Source organism: Massilia sp. TSP1-1-2 (assembly GCF_049896185.1).
Taxonomy (GTDB): Bacteria; Pseudomonadota; Gammaproteobacteria; order Burkholderiales; family Burkholderiaceae_D; genus Telluria_A.
Genome location: NZ_JAFCTU010000013.1, coordinates 53,818 through 67,695, shown reverse-complemented (window position 1 = coordinate 67,695; position 13,878 = coordinate 53,818). Strand labels below are relative to the sequence as shown.

Annotated in this window: 11 protein-coding genes; 8 read left to right on the top strand and 3 right to left on the bottom strand. The window is 65.3% G+C overall.

Annotation, left to right across the window (positions count from 1 at the left end; genetic code table 11):
• Positions 1–8 precede the first annotated feature (8 nt).
• Genes ACP7BV_RS13410 through ACP7BV_RS13390 form a run of 5 tightly spaced genes read left to right on the top strand, consistent with a single transcriptional unit; the run spans position 9 to position 5,461 of the window.
• The gene (locus ACP7BV_RS13410) at positions 9–1,505 is read left to right on the top strand and encodes a carotenoid oxygenase family protein (protein ID WP_426104409.1); all 1,497 of its coding nucleotides are present in this window, start codon (positions 9–11) and stop codon (positions 1,503–1,505) included.
• Between the two features lie 19 nt (positions 1,506–1,524).
• Positions 1,525–2,655, top strand: a complete 1,131-nt coding sequence (locus ACP7BV_RS13405; RefSeq protein ID WP_426104407.1) for a serine hydrolase domain-containing protein — start codon at positions 1,525–1,527, stop codon at positions 2,653–2,655.
• On the top strand, positions 2,652–3,791 hold the full coding sequence (locus ACP7BV_RS13400; RefSeq protein WP_426104406.1) for a sensor histidine kinase: 1,140 nt from the start codon (positions 2,652–2,654) through the stop codon (positions 3,789–3,791). Before ACP7BV_RS13405 ends, ACP7BV_RS13400 begins: the two co-directional genes overlap by 4 nt.
• Before the next feature lie 20 nt (positions 3,792–3,811).
• Positions 3,812–4,555, top strand: coding sequence for a LytR/AlgR family response regulator transcription factor (locus ACP7BV_RS13395; protein ID WP_426104557.1), 744 nt, complete (start codon positions 3,812–3,814; stop codon positions 4,553–4,555).
• Positions 4,556–4,615: 60 nt separating this feature from the next.
• A complete protein-coding gene (locus tag ACP7BV_RS13390) occupies positions 4,616–5,461 on the top strand; it encodes a GNAT family N-acetyltransferase (RefSeq protein ID WP_426104405.1) in 846 nt (281 codons plus the stop codon).
• Positions 5,462–5,570: 109 nt separating this feature from the next.
• On the opposite strand, the gene ACP7BV_RS13385 is transcribed toward ACP7BV_RS13390, so the two are convergent.
• The gene (locus ACP7BV_RS13385; protein WP_426104403.1) at positions 5,571–7,205 is read right to left on the bottom strand and encodes a SulP family inorganic anion transporter; all 1,635 of its coding nucleotides are present in this window, start codon (positions 7,203–7,205) and stop codon (positions 5,571–5,573) included.
• Between the two features lie 88 nt (positions 7,206–7,293).
• Positions 7,294–8,745, bottom strand: a complete 1,452-nt coding sequence (locus ACP7BV_RS13380; protein ID WP_426104402.1) for a diguanylate cyclase — start codon at positions 8,743–8,745, stop codon at positions 7,294–7,296.
• 150 nt (positions 8,746–8,895) lie between these two features.
• On the opposite strand from ACP7BV_RS13380, the gene ACP7BV_RS13375 reads away from it, so the two are divergent.
• From ACP7BV_RS13375 to ACP7BV_RS13365, 3 genes are read left to right on the top strand one after another with little or no spacing between them, the layout of a single operon-like run.
• On the top strand, positions 8,896–9,891 hold the full coding sequence (locus tag ACP7BV_RS13375) for an SDR family oxidoreductase (RefSeq protein WP_426104400.1): 996 nt from the start codon (positions 8,896–8,898) through the stop codon (positions 9,889–9,891).
• A gap of 14 nt (positions 9,892–9,905) precedes the next feature.
• Complete coding sequence (locus ACP7BV_RS13370) at positions 9,906–10,871, top strand: Ku protein (RefSeq protein WP_426104399.1); 966 nt, start codon at positions 9,906–9,908, stop codon at positions 10,869–10,871.
• Between the two features lie 7 nt (positions 10,872–10,878).
• Entirely contained in the window at positions 10,879–11,112 is a 234-nt protein-coding gene (locus ACP7BV_RS13365; RefSeq protein ID WP_426104398.1) for a hypothetical protein, read from the top strand.
• Between the two features lie 205 nt (positions 11,113–11,317).
• Here the strand turns inward: ACP7BV_RS13365 and ligD are convergent, their stop codons facing one another.
• Positions 11,318–13,858, bottom strand: a complete 2,541-nt coding sequence (ligD, locus tag ACP7BV_RS13360) for a DNA ligase D (RefSeq protein WP_426104396.1) — start codon at positions 13,856–13,858, stop codon at positions 11,318–11,320.
• Between the last annotated feature and the right edge of the window lie 20 nt (positions 13,859–13,878).

Genomic DNA, 13,878 nt, shown 5'->3' with positions numbered 1-13,878 from the left:
AAAACAGCATGGACCGCCGCAAATTTCTCTCCTCCGGCGCCGCTTTCGGCGCTCTCGCCCTCACCTCCGGCGCCGCGCTGGCCGACGCCGCCACCTTCAAGCGCTTCCAGGCGGCGCTGCAGCGCGACCCGAGCCTGGTCGTGTATGCCGACACTGTCGGCGAAAAAGCCGGCGAGGCCAAAGTCACGGGCCGCCTTCCCGCCGACCTGAACGGCATTTTTTACCGCAACGGGCCCGGGCGCCTCGAACTGGGCGGCGAACGCTATCACCACCTGTTCGACGGCGACGGCTTCGCCCAGCGCTGGCAGATTGCCGACGGCAAGGTGAGCCACCGCGGCCGCTTCGTCGCCACGCAAAAATTCACCGAGGAGTCGGCGGCGGGCCAATTCCTGTACCCCACGTTCGGCACCCACATTGCGCGCCGCGGCATCAAGGGCAACGACAGCTTGAATGCGGCCAATACCAACCTGCTGCCGTTCCAGGGCCGCGTGTACGCGTTGTGGGAAGGCGGCTCGGCCACCGAGGTCGATCCGCTCACGCTGGCCACGGTGGGCCTCAAAACCTGGACCGACGAACTGAAGTCGATGCCGTTTTCGGCCCACCCCAAGCTCGATCCGGACGGCGGCATGTGGAACTTCGGCGCCCTGCCCGGCGCCGACAAGCTGGTGATCTACCGTATCGGCGCCAACGGCCAGATGCTGTCGCACGCCGTGATCGACGTGCCGCAACTGGCCATGGTGCACGACTTCGTGGTCAGCGCCAGGCACCTGATTTTCCTGGTGCCGCCGTACGACATGGTGGCGGCCGAGGACAAGAGCTTCGCCGAGCAGCATCACTGGGCCGGCAGCGGCGCCAGCGCGCGCCCGCTGCGTGCCATCGTCGTCTCCAAGGCGACGCTGAAGGTACGCCAGGTGTTCGAGCTGCCGCCGCTGATGGTTTTTCACTTCGGGAACGCCTGGGATGACGGCGCCGCAACCCGCTTTGACGTGGTGCTCCATGCCGGCGACGTGCTGGGCGACCTGGCGCGCCTGATGCAGGGCGAGCGCCAGAAGAACCGGGACCAGCGCAGCGATTGCGTGCACGTCACGCTCAATTACGCGACGGGCCAGGCGAGCATCGAACGCATGCTGGCGGCCAGCGAGTTCCCGCGCGTGATGCCGCACGTGGTCGCGCAGCGCCATCGCAGGCTGGCCCTGATCAGCAGCTCGCCGCGCAAGACCGACGTCAAATTCGATACCGTCAACTTGGTCGACACCGACAACGGCAAGGCAGATTCCCACCTTTTCGACGCCGGCTGGCAAGTCGAGGAACATGTGCTGGTCCCGCGCGCCAACGCCAGGTCCGAAACCGACGGCTATCTGGTCGGGGTGGCGCAAGACACCCGGCGCGCGCAAACCGTGTTGACGGTATTTGACGCCAGCCGCGTCAGCGCGGGACCGGTTGCACTTGCGCGCCTGCCCTACCGTGCGCCACAATGCTTCCATGGCAATTTCCTTCAAAGCTAAGATGCGTGCTGCACCGTTCATGCTGCTCCTAGTGCTGGCCGGCTGCGCCAGCGTTGCTCCAGACCTTGACGCGCAGGCCGCGCGCCTGATGACACGCGAAAATGTCGAGGGCCTGGCCCTGGCGCTGATCGACAACGGCGCCGTGGTGAAGGTGAGCGCCTATGGCCGGCGCAATGGGTCGCAGCCGCTGACGCAAGACACGGTCATGTATGGCGCCTCACTGACCAAGACCGCCTTTGCTTACTTGCTGCTGCAGCTCGCTGATGAGGGCCGGCTCGACCTGGATGCCTCGATCGCCGCGCTGCTGCCGCGCCCCCTGCCGCGCCTCTTGCCCCAATATCGGGACGCCGGCTTCGATTTTTCCGACCTGGAAGGCGACGAGCGCTGGCGCAAGCTGACGCCACGCATCCTGCTCACGCACGCCGGCGGCTTTGCCAACTTCCGCTGGCTCGAGCCCGACCAAAAGCTGCGCTTTCACTTCACGCCAGGCAGCCGCTACGCCTATTCAGGCGAAGGCTTTTACATCCTGCAGCTCGTGCTGGAACAGGGCCTGGGGCTGGACACCGGCAAGGAAATGCAGCGGCGGGTGTTCGACCGCTTCGGCATGACGCGCACCGGCATGACCTGGCGCGCCGACTTCGCCTTTGATCTGGCCGACGGCTTTGCCATCGACGGCAGCATGCAAGCGCATGACCAGCGCAGCCGCGTCCGCGCTGCGGGGTCGATGGACACCACCATCGCCGACCAGGCACGCCTGTGGTCCGGCATCGTGCGCGGCGAAGGTCTCTCCGCCGCAGCGCGCGCGCAGTTGGTCAGGGCGCATTTGCCGATCACGTCCAGCCGCCAGTTTCCCACCCTGGCGCCCGGCGTCAATCCGGACAACGCGCGTATTGCTCTGGCCGCGGGCCTGGGCGTGGTGACTTTTCGCCACGCCGGCGCCTTAACGTGGTTCAAGGGCGGCCACAATGACACTACCGCGAACATGGTGATTTGCCAGGAGGCGGGCCGGCGCTGCATCGTCATGCTCTCCAACGACGTGCGGGCAGAACGCATTTATCCCGAGCTGGCGCACCTGGTACTGGGTACCACCGGCATGCCATGGGAATGGGAATACGGCCCGGCGGCCAACACTGAAAAAGGCGCGCCATGACCAGCATGCACCCGCTCGACTTGATTCCTTACTTCCGGCGCTGGCCCGGTTCGCCCGCGCGCAATTTGCTCTACACGGGCATCTGGAACACATTGCTGGCGCTGTTCCTGGTGGTCGTGAACCGGATGTTCAGCGAGCGCAGCGGCACATTCTGGGCCGATCTCTACCCTTCGCTGGTGCTGTCGAACACGATTGGTTACCTGATCCACGGCGCCATGACGGTGGCCAGTCCCCTGCTGCAAGCGTGGCCGGCGCGCGCGCGCGGCCTGCCGCGCCTGCTCTTTTACGTCGTGCTTGTGGCAGGCTGCGTGGTGCTCGGCACGGTGCTGGGCAGCGCGCTGCTCAAGGGCGTCAATCCCCTGCATTACATGACGCGCGGCGCGGCCATGACGCTGCTGCCTTTTGCCCTGTTCACGGCCATCTTCATGTTCGCCGTGTTCGTCCTTGGCGAGCGGCGCATCGCCACCGAAACACTGGCGCTGCGCCAGCGCGAGCAGATCGCCAGCGCCGCGCAACTGGTGGCCGAAGCCAGGCTGCGCTCGCTGCAGGCGCAGATCGAACCGCATTTTTTGTACAACACGCTAGCCAACGTGGTCGGCATGATCGACACCCGCCCGACGCAGGCGCGCCACATGCTGGAACGCTTCATCGATTACCTGCGCGCCTCGCTCGACGCCAGCCGCGCCGACAGCGCCACGCTGGGCGCGGAACTGGACCTGGTGGCCGCCTACCTCGACGTGCTGGCGGTGCGCATGGGGCCGCGCCTGCGCTACCGCTACGAAATCGAAGCGGGCTGCCGCGACATCGTGATTGCGCCGATGCTGCTGCAGCCGGTGGTGGAAAACGCGGTCGCGCACGGTCTGGAGCCAAAGGTGGAAGGCGGCGAGATCGTACTGCGCGCGTCGCGCCAGCACGGCCAGCTGTTGATCGAAGTGAGCGATACCGGAGCCGGCCTGTCCGGCGCGCCCGTCAAGCCGGGCGGCGGCGTGGGCCTGTCCAACCTGCGCGCCAGGTTGCGCAGTTTGTATCACGGCGCCGCTCAGGTACAATTATTGGAAAATCAACCCTGCGGCATCACGCTGCGCATTGTGCTGCCACTCACGGAGAGCCTGCCATCAACCAACCCCGCGCCCTGATCGCCGACGACGAACCGCAACTGCTCGAGTACCTGCAAGCGCAGCTGGCCGCCGCGTGGCCGGAACTGCGCATCGTCGCCAAGGCCGTCAACGGCCTCGATGCGCTGCGCCTGATCGACGAACTGGCCCCGGACGTCGTGTTCCTCGACATCCAGATGCCGGGCCTGTCCGGGCTGGGCCTGGCCGAAAAGCTGGCCAGCGACGGCAAGGCGCCGCACATCGTGTTCATCACCGCGCACAACCAGTATGCGGTGGACGCGTTCGAGCATTCGGCGCTGGACTACCTGCTCAAGCCCGTGGGCGCCGAGCGCCTGGCCAGAACGGTGGCCAAGGTCAAGGCCGCGCTGCAGGCCGCCGCGCCCGGCGTGCCGGCCGACGCCTTGCGCGCGCTGCTCGGCCACCTGGCGCCGGCCGCCGCGCCCATCCTGGCGGCGCCCGCGCCGCTGCAATGGATACGCGCCGCGCACGGGGACGAAACGCGCCTGATCGCCATCGATGAAGTGGTGTACTTTCAGAGCAATGACAAATACACCAGCGTCTTTTTGCAGGACGAAGAATGCCTGATCCGCACGCCGCTCTCCAAACTGCGCGAGCAGCTCGACGAATCGCGGTTCTGGCAGATCCACCGCAGCGCAATCGTCGCCGCCCGGCACGTGGCGGGAACGCATACCGACTTTCGCGGGCGCCTGGTGGTCAAGCTCAAAGGCCGCACCGAGCAATTGACCGTCAGCCGCAATTATGCTGATCTCTTTCGCCAGATGTGAGGCCATGCCAGCGGCTCGAAGATTTGACGCGACACCTTTAACGCGCCGTAGAATCGAATCGTGATTGAGATAAGCCGCGTCCATGACGCCTTTGAACTGGACGCCTTTTTAACCCTGCACGCCCACAGTTCGGCCTATTTGCGCTCGGAACTTCGGCGCGCCACGGGCGCCTTTTTCGTCGCGCGTGATCAGGGTCGCATTGTCGCCGCCGCCACCCAGGCGCCAAGCGGGATGGTCTTGCTGCAGGCGCCGCAGTGCGCCGGCGCCGTCGCCACCGCCGTCCTGAATGACAGCGCGCGCCGGCTGGCCGGATTTTTTGGTCCCTTGGTGCAGGTGCGCAGCGCCTTGCGCGACATGGGTCTGGGCCAGGTGGGGCTGCTCAAGGACACCGCCGAAGACCTGTTTGCGCTCGCGCTGGCGGACCTGCGCGTGCCCGCCATCCTGGCGCAGGAACAGGTGCGCTGCCGGGTGGCAGTGGAGAGCGACTTTGAGCACCTGGTGGCCTGGCGCTACGCATTTCGTCAGGCCACGCTGAACGATGCGCCAGGCGAGAAAACCATGCTCACCAGCGGCGCCGACATCGCCGCCCTGCTCCCCGCCGGCAGTCTGTTCATCCTCGAAGGCGAACAGGCGCTGGCGTGCTGCTCGTTTAACGCGCGCTTGCCGCGGATGGTCCAGATTGGAAACGTGTGGACACCGCCCGCACTGCGCGGCCACGGCTATGCACGCGCGGTGGTAGCCGGCGCGCTGGCCATTGCGCGCGACGCGGGCGTGGTGGAAGCGGTCCTGGCCACGGGCCGCAGCAACGCCGCCGCGCAGGCAGCCTATCGCGCGATCGGTTTTAACGTGGTGGGCGACTACGCCACGGTGACGCTCGCGCCGTGGACCACGCGGGGCGTGCTTTAAGCTCTTGCAGCGCCTAACTGCAGCGCCTAACTGCAGCGCGGCAGCGCAGGCATGGCCGACAGGACCCGCTCGGCCGGCGCGAAGCCGTCGCTGGCAAATTGTCCCGCGCTCATTGCGCGCTGAGCGTTTCGCACGCCATGGCCGCGCTCAGGAACACCTTGCCGTTCAAGGCGTCGATCAAGTCGCTATGGCGCAGCCGGTCCACCACCGGCCCCTTGACTTCGGCCAGGTGCAGGCCGATCGCGCGCTGCCTGAGCGAGAGGTTCAGTTCTTCCAGTCCGAACAAGGCTGATGTATCGATCGAACTGACGGCCGTCATCACCAGCACCAGGTGGCGCGTGTCCGGGTGCGCTTGGAGTTCTTCTTCGATGCGTGCGTTGACCGCTTCCACGTTCCCGAAAAACAGGTTGGCGTCAATGCGCAGCATCAGCACATCGGGCGTGGTCTGGGCCGGGTGGCGCTCGATATTGCGAAAGTGCTCGGAGCCGGCGATGCGGCCAAGCACGGCGATGTGCGGCCGGCTGGCGCGCCAGATCAGGTTCCCCATCGACAGCAGCACGCCCAGCACAACCCCGGCCTCGATGCCAAGCGAGAGCACGCCGGCCAGTGTAGCGAGCAGCGCCAGCGCGTCGCCGCGGTCGTAGCGCCAGGCCGTGCGCAGCGTCGACAGTTCGAGCATGCCGAGCACCGCGACGATGATGCTGGCGGCCAAGGTGGGCAGCGGCAGCAGCGCCAGCCAGCCGGTGGGCGCGACCAGCGCCAGCGCCAGCAGGGCGGCGCTGATGACGCTTGCCAGCGGCGTGTTGGCGCCCGCCGAAAAATTGACCGCCGAACGCGAGATGCTGCCGGTGACGGGAAAGCCGCCGGTCAGCGCGCTGCCGATGTTGGCCAGACCCAGCCCAACCAGCTCGTAATTACTTTGCAGCTTTTCCTGGCGCCGCAGCGCAAGCGTCTGCGCGGCCGACATGCTGATGAGGAAAATGACAAACCCGATCAGCAGCGCCGGCTTCACCAGCTGCGGCCAGTGCCGCGCGGAGCTGGCCAAATTCAGGCCCGGCAGGCCGGATGGCACCTCGCCCGTCAGGTGAACGCCGGCGCCGCCCAGGTCCAGCGCGGCGACCAGCAGCGTGGCGCCAAGCACCACGAACATGGGCGCCAGGCGCGCGACGACGTCGGCCGCGCCTGCGCGCATGCCGGCCGCGCGCAGCAGCGCGGCGAGAAACTGGCGCGCCAGGAACAGCGCCGCGAGCGAACCGAGTCCCAGCGCGGCACTGGGCAGGTGGAGGGTGCGCACGGAACCGCCAAGCAGCGGTTCGACCTGCCCCCACGCGATCAGCAGCGCCGCGCCGATGGTAAAACCGCTCATCACCGGCCGCGAGAAAAAATTCGCGAGAAAGCCGACCCGCAGCAGGCCGCACAGCAGCAGCACGGCGCCCGACAGCAGCGCCAGCTGGGCGGCGAGCACCATGTACAGGCCGGGGCCGACGTTGGGAATGGCCGCCAGCGCGGCGCCGGTCATCAGCGACGTGATGGCCATTGGCCCGACCGACTGCGTCATGCTCGAGCCGAACAGCGCGTACAGCAGCGGCGGCACGATGCTGGCGTACAGGCCGACCACCGGCGGCAGGCCGGCGACGAGCGCGTAAGCCATGCCTTGCGGGACCATCATCATGGCGACGACGATGCCGGCGCTGATGTCGCCCGCCAGCAGCGAGCGCCGGTAGTGCCTGAGCCAGTGGAGCATGTTGGAAAGACTGTGGGGAAAAGCGTCAGCTTAACACCGCCGCTGCGTTCCCCCAAGGCCGGCCCCCTCGCCTCCTGCCGGCACCAGCCTATGACATCGCCAGCTCCACGCAGTTGCGCCCTGCGCGCTTGGCCCGGGCCAGCGCCGCGTCCACCCGCACCACCAGCGCGTCCGGCGTCTCCTGCTCCGACACCTGCCCCACGCCCAGACTCACCGTCACCCTGTCGCAGCCGGGAATATCGGTCGCGGCGATGGCCAGGCGGATCTTTTCGGCGACCTTGAGCGCATCGATCGCGCTGGTATGCGGCGCGATGATCTGGAATTGATCGCCGCCCGAACGCACCAGCACGTCGCTGTTGCGCAGCGCTGCCTGCGCCGCTTCGGCCACCGCCCGGATCGCCCCGTCGCCTACGGGATGGCCGTACTGGTCGTTGATGGCCTTGAAACGGTCTACATCGAACGCGATCAGCGCCAGCGGCACGTGGTAGCGCCGCGCGCGCCGCACTTCGAGCGAGAGCAGATATTCGCCGTGGCGCCGGTTGGCCACGCCCGTGAGCGCATCGCTACTCGACATGTGGACAAGCCGACCCGCCAATTGCTCATTCTCGCGGCTCAGGTCAGCCACGCGCAGGGCAACGCCGGCCAATTGGGCAAAACCGCCAAAGGCGCTCAACTCCACAGCTGAAAACTGGCGCGCTTTGTCAAACATCAGGCACAGCGAGCCGCGCTGCGCGCCGCTGCGGCCCACCGGCAGCGGCACCGCCAGCACCATCTCTACGCCGCAATCAACCAGCGCCACCGCCAGCTCCGGTTCGCCGCACTTGGCCGGCGCGTCCAGCAGCGCCATCTCGCCGGTGCAAGCAGCCAGCAGGCCGGGAAACGCATGCCGCAGCGGCGAATGCATCAGGCGGTCGGTTCGATACAGCACGCGCGCCAGGCTCAGGCCAGTCGTCGAGTGCTGCGCCTCGAGCTGCAGTTCGCCCCCCTCGCGCGCATGAAACAGCGACGCGTGCATCACGCCGGGTAGGCAGGCGATGGCCGCGCACAGGCGCTCGGCCATGTTGGCAAGGTCGTCCTCATGCGCGACAGCGTGCTGCAGCCGGGCGTCGGTGGCGAGCAAGGCGCGCAGGCGCTCTTCGTCCGGGGGCGCCGCCATGGCATCTCCGGCCTGCACTTGCCTGAGCAAGTGCTCGTCGGCCAGCGGCGATATGGCGTAGGTGATGGGGCCGAAGGACATCAAGAGCGGCAGCCAGCCGGCGCTTTCAAATGGGCACAGCAGCAAGGTGGGCGCGCCCGCGCGCTGGCCGATCAGTTGACCGAGCGCCTCGCCATCGAAGCCGCGTTCAAAGCGCGCCAGGTCGATCACCAGCAGGCCGACCTCCTGCTGGGCGAGCAAGACGCGGGCCTGTTCGAGGCCGTCGGCCAGGAACAGGCGGGCGAATTGCTCGCCGAACAGCGACTGGAAGTGCACGCGCCGTTCGGCCACCGGGTTTAGGTACACGGCGACCTGATGCGACATTTTCTGCTCTTGCTGCAACATGCATTCTCCTGATAATTTCTTTGATCCACACATGCGGCTTAGTTTGCCATAAAAGGCGGCGCACACGACCAATCCTGTTCATGTGTGTGCGTGCGCACGGTCGCGCGAACAGAGTGCGCCAATACTCGGCTTTCACAGGGGGAGGCAATCATGGCCATAGGGAATCAATCAGGCGGAAACATGTCAGTCGAGTCTGTCGCGAACCAGCAGCGCGCGATTCAAGGCCGGCAAGATCAAAAGGATGGGGAAGCAATCAAGTCGGAAAGCCAGGAGCCTTTCCAGGCAGGTCCGTCTATTCAACCGGCACCACCCTTTCCCCATCAACATCTCGCAAAGCCGGGCTTTGAGTCCGAAATGGAACTCAAGCCGCGCTTCATGGCAGACAATTACAAGGGCAGCGGCAAGCTCGAGGGGCAAGTGGCCGTGGTCACCGGGGGCGACTCGGGCATCGGGCGCGCCGTGGCGGTCTTGTTCGCGCGCGAAGGCGCCGACGTCGCCATCCTTTATCTCAACGAGCATGAAGACGCGGCCTACACGGCCAGCTGCGTCGAGGCCGAGGGCAGGCGCGCCCTGACCGTGGCAGGGGACGTCAAGGACATGGTCTTTTGCCAGGATGCGATCGACAAGGTGGTAGCAACCTTTGGCCGCCTCGACGTACTGGTTAACAACGCGGCCTTTCAGGAACATGCCTATTCGCTGATGGACCTGACCGAGGAGCGCTTCGACGAGACCATGCGCACCAATATCTACGGTTACTTTCACATGGCCAAGGCCGCCCTGCCGCACCTCAAGCGCGGTGCGGCGATCATCAATACAGGTTCGGTGACGGGGCTGCGCGGCGCGGGCCACCTGCTCGACTACTCCGCTACCAAGGGTGCGATCCACGCCTTTACCATGTCGCTGGCGTCGAACCTGCTCGACCAAGGGATCCGCGTCAATGCCATCGCGCCCGGCCCGGTCTGGACGCCGCTCAATCCGGCCGACCAGCCACCCGAAATAATCGCCACCTTCGGCGAGGACACCGACATGCATCGCCCGGCGCAGCCCGAAGAGCTCTCGCCGGCCTATGTGTTCCTGGCCTCGTCCATTTGTTCAAGCTACATCACGGGCATAGTGCTGCCCGTGACGGGCAACGTCGGCGCCTAAAAAAGGACGGGCATATGGCACGCAGTTTATGGAAAGGCGCTATCAGCTTCGGGCTGGTGCATATTCCGGTCGAGATATATTCGGCCGCGCGCGAACAATCGCTCGATCTGACCATGCTGGACCGGCGTGATTTTTCGCCCATCGGCTTCAAGCGCTACAACAAGGGCAACGACCAGGAAGTGACCTGGGACGACATCGTCAAAGGCTACGAATACAGCGATGGCGAATACGTCGTGCTGTCCGACGAAGACCTGCGCCAGGCAAATCCCGAAGCGACGCAAACGATCGACATCCTTGCCTTTGTCGACGCCGACCAGGTGCCGCTGCTGTATTACGAACAGCCTTATTATCTCGCCCCCGGCAAGGGCGGCGACAAGGTGTATGCCTTGCTGCGCGAAACGCTGCGCAAGACGGGCAAGGTCGGCATTGCCAACGTCGTGATCCGCGTCAAGCAGCACCTGTGCGTGCTGGTGTGCGTGGGGGACGCGATCGTCATGAACACGCTGCGCTACAGCGACGAAATCCGCGACACCGCCGACCTGAAAATCCCCGGCTCGGGCGCCAAGGCAGCCGCCATTTCGGACAAGGAGCTGAAGATGGCGATGGCGCTGGTCGAGGGTATGAGCGAGGAATGGAAGCCGGAACAGTACCACGATACCTACCGCGAAGACGTGCTGGCCCTGGTCGAGAAAAAGGTCAAGGCCAAGGAAACCAAGACCATCACCATGCCGGGCAAGGAAAAAGCGCCTGCCAAGTCTGGCAACGTGATCGACCTGGTCGCACTGCTGCAGCAAAGCCTGGGCAAAAAACCGGCGGGCAAGACCACGGCGGCGAACGACGAAGAGCAAGACGAAGCTGAGGACGTGGAAGAAGCCAAGAGCGCGCCCAAGCGCACGCCAAGCGCCAAGACGGCAGCGCCCAAGACCGGCAAGGCTGCAGCTCCCGCCAAGGCGGCGCCGGCGCGTCGCAAATCGGCCTGAGCTGCCTATGGAAGACATTGTTGCTTACCTTGAGTGGCCCGCCATGGCCATCAGCCTTGCAGCGGCGTGGTGGATGGGGTCCAAAAAAGCTGAAAAACGCATCATGGCGTTTTGCCTGTTAATCGCCGGGAACCTGATGTGGATCGCGTGGGGCTGGGGCGACGAGGCGTGGGCGCTCATTGCGCTCAATGTTGGCCTGCTGGCCTTGAACGTCAGGGGCATTGTCAAAAATGAGGATTGACGGGCTGGTCGCGGGCAGCGGCCGTTGCCGCCGGTAGGGCCGGAAAGCGGACGGCGCGGGTGTCGGCAGGCGCCGCTGTACCGGATGTCGGAATGCGCCCGATGGGCTTTTCCGCCCTACGATTGCACAACCTTCGCCGGGGTCAGTTCCCCCAATTGCGACACGAGCTCAGCATTAAAGGGGGGAGGATTATCTTCACAGGCCGTTAATCCGGTTTGAAATCCATTTTTTTCATCGCTGCCGTGAGGGACTTGGCGGCCTTGGCATACCCTGCCCACGGTTCGTTGCCGCGATCGAGCCTGGTGTGCGCATTTTTAACATTCCACTGGTCGCCGGCCTTGAGATTGGCCAATTCATCCCACGCCAGCGGCACGGATATTCCCAGCCCGGGGCGCACCCTTGCCGACCATGCGCAGGCCGTCGTCGCCCCTTGCCCGTTGCGCAGGTAATCGATGAAAATTTTCCCGACCCGGTTTTTCGGCCCGCTCTTGAACGCAAAACGCTCGGGCAACGCGGCGGCCAGGTGGCGCACGATCGCCTGCGAGAAATCCTTGACCGTGTCCCAGTCCAAGGACGGCTTGATCGGCACCACCACGTGCAGCCCCCTGCCACCGCTGGTCTTGAGAAAAGACGGCAGTCCCAGCTGGTCGAGAAAGGCATGCATCAATTGCGCCGCTTCGCGCATGGTGGCGAACTCCACGCCTTCGCCCGGATCGAGGTCGAACACCATCCGGTCGGGCGTCTCGTACGCCTTGCCCACCGCGTTTTGCGTGTGAAACTCCACCACGTTCCACTGCGCCGCCGACAACAAGCCCTGGGCGCTGCCCACTTCCAGCATCGCTGGATGCTCCGGGTCCAGTGCGGCGTCCATCTGCTTCATGCCCGGCATTTTGGCGACATCGGCGTGCTTTTGGAAAAACAGTTCACCGCTTACGCCGGCCGGCGCGCGCACCAGCGATACGGGCCTGCCTTTCAGGTGCTCCATCATCAGGCTGCCCACCAGCGCGTAATAGCGGATCAGGTCAAGCTTGGTGGCCCCGCTTTCGGCGTCGATCACCCGTTCCCCATTGGTGATTTTCACGCTGTCGGGCAGCTTGCCCTTGGGCGCTGCCGGTTCGCTTCGCGTTTGCATGGTTTCCTCCACGGGTTGTGCTTTTTCGCGGCCGATTGCCTTGGCCTGCTTGTCGGCGCGCAGTCCCTGGAACACGGCGTGCCGCACCGAGCCGGAACTGGTCCATTCGGCGAAACTGACCTCGGCGATCAGCGTCGGCTTGACCCAGTGATGCTTGCGGCCCGCCACCGCTTTGGGCGGAAAGGGGCTCTCGTCGGTGGCCAGCGCGTCGAGCTTTTTCTTCAGGTCGCGCAGCGTTGCTTCATTAAAGCCCGTGCCCACGTTGCCTGCGTACTGCAGCACGCCATGATCATCGTGCGCGCCCAGCAGCAGCGCCCCGATGCCGGTGCGCGCGCCCTGCGGGTCGGCGTAGCCGGCAATCACAAACTCCTGGCGCTGGCCGCATTTGAGCTTGATCCAGTCGGGCGAGCGGCGCGTCACGTAGCGCGACGTGCGCCGTTTGCCGATCACGCCTTCGAGTCCCAGCTTGCAGGCGGCAAGCACCAGTTGCTCAGGATCGGTGCCAAATTCCTCGCTAAAGCGCAGCGCGGCGCTGTCCTCGCCCAGCGCCGCCTTGAGCAGCAAGCGGCGCGCCTCGAGCGGCACCTCGCGCAGGTCGTAGCCGTCCAGGTAAGGCGCATCGAACACGAAATAGACAATGTCGGCGGTGTCGGAACCGTCGAACGCCAGCTGCAGCATGCCGAAATTGGGGCGGCCCTGCTCATCGTGGACCACGATCTCGCCGTCGTACCAGCCGTCGGCCAGCTTGGCTTTCAACAGGTTCTTGTGCAGCGCACCAAGCTTGTGGGTCCAGTCATTGCCGTTGCGCGTAAATAGCTTGATGTCCTTGCCGTCGACCCGGGCCAGCATGCGGTAGCCATCGAACTTGATTTCAAAAATCCAGTCCTGGGGCGTGGACGGTGGCTGGTCGACCAGCGTTGCCAGCTCCGGGGCCAGCGTCGCGGGCAGCGCAGCCTTGACTGCCTCGGGCGGCATGGCGGCCTCGGACGGCATGGCGCCTTTGGACGCGGCCTTGGAGGCAGGCTTGGCTGCGCGTTTGGCTGCGGTTTGCTTGGCGGCGCCCGGCAGCGCAAGCTCCTTGACGCTGTCGGGCATCTCGTCAATGACCGAAAACTCGGCCGCCGGACGCGCCAGCGCATCTTTCTCCTTGATCAGGAGCCACGGCTCCTGCTTTTCCCCCTTGCCCTTCATCCGGATCAGCGCCCATTTGCCATGCATCTTGTGGCCATGCATTTCAAACTTCAGGTTGCCGGCCTCGTAGCCCTGGTGCGGATCGTCCAGCGGCGTCCAGGTCCCCTTGTCCCAGATAATCACCTTGCCGGCCCCGTAATGCTTTTCCGGAATGGTGCCCTCGAAGCTGGCATAGGCAATCGGGTGATCCTCGACATGCACGGCCATGCGCTTGTCCTTGGGATCGTAGCTCGGCCCCTTGGGCACGGCCCAGCTTTTCATTGTCCCGTCCAGTTCAAGGCGAAAATCGTAGTGCAGGCGACTGGCCCAGTGCTTCTGGATCACGAAGCTGAGTTCCTCTTTGCCCTGTTCCCCGCCCTCGGCCGGCTCGGACGTGATGGAAAAGTCGCGTTTGGATTTGTAGCGTTCTAATGGATCAGGCATGGCGCAGTACCTTCTGGAGA

What these genes read in the sequence shown, in the direction of transcription:
- ACP7BV_RS13370 (WP_426104399.1), top strand. Translation starts at nt 9,906, where the DNA reads ATGGCACGCAGTTTATGGAAAGGCGCTATCAGCTTCGGGCTGGTGCAT.
- ACP7BV_RS13410 (WP_426104409.1), top strand. Translation starts at nt 9, where the DNA reads ATGGACCGCCGCAAATTTCTCTCCTCCGGCGCCGCTTTCGGCGCTCTC.
- ACP7BV_RS13380 (WP_426104402.1), bottom strand. Translation starts at nt 8,745, where the DNA reads ATGTTGCAGCAAGAGCAGAAAATGTCGCATCAGGTCGCCGTGTACCTA.
- ACP7BV_RS13365 (WP_426104398.1), top strand. Translation starts at nt 10,879, where the DNA reads ATGGAAGACATTGTTGCTTACCTTGAGTGGCCCGCCATGGCCATCAGC.
- ACP7BV_RS13405 (WP_426104407.1), top strand. Translation starts at nt 1,525, where the DNA reads ATGCTGCTCCTAGTGCTGGCCGGCTGCGCCAGCGTTGCTCCAGACCTT.
- ligD (WP_426104396.1), bottom strand. Translation starts at nt 13,858, where the DNA reads ATGCCTGATCCATTAGAACGCTACAAATCCAAACGCGACTTTTCCATC.
- ACP7BV_RS13375 (WP_426104400.1), top strand. Translation starts at nt 8,896, where the DNA reads ATGGCCATAGGGAATCAATCAGGCGGAAACATGTCAGTCGAGTCTGTC.
- ACP7BV_RS13400 (WP_426104406.1), top strand. Translation starts at nt 2,652, where the DNA reads ATGACCAGCATGCACCCGCTCGACTTGATTCCTTACTTCCGGCGCTGG.
- ACP7BV_RS13385 (WP_426104403.1), bottom strand. Translation starts at nt 7,205, where the DNA reads ATGCTCCACTGGCTCAGGCACTACCGGCGCTCGCTGCTGGCGGGCGAC.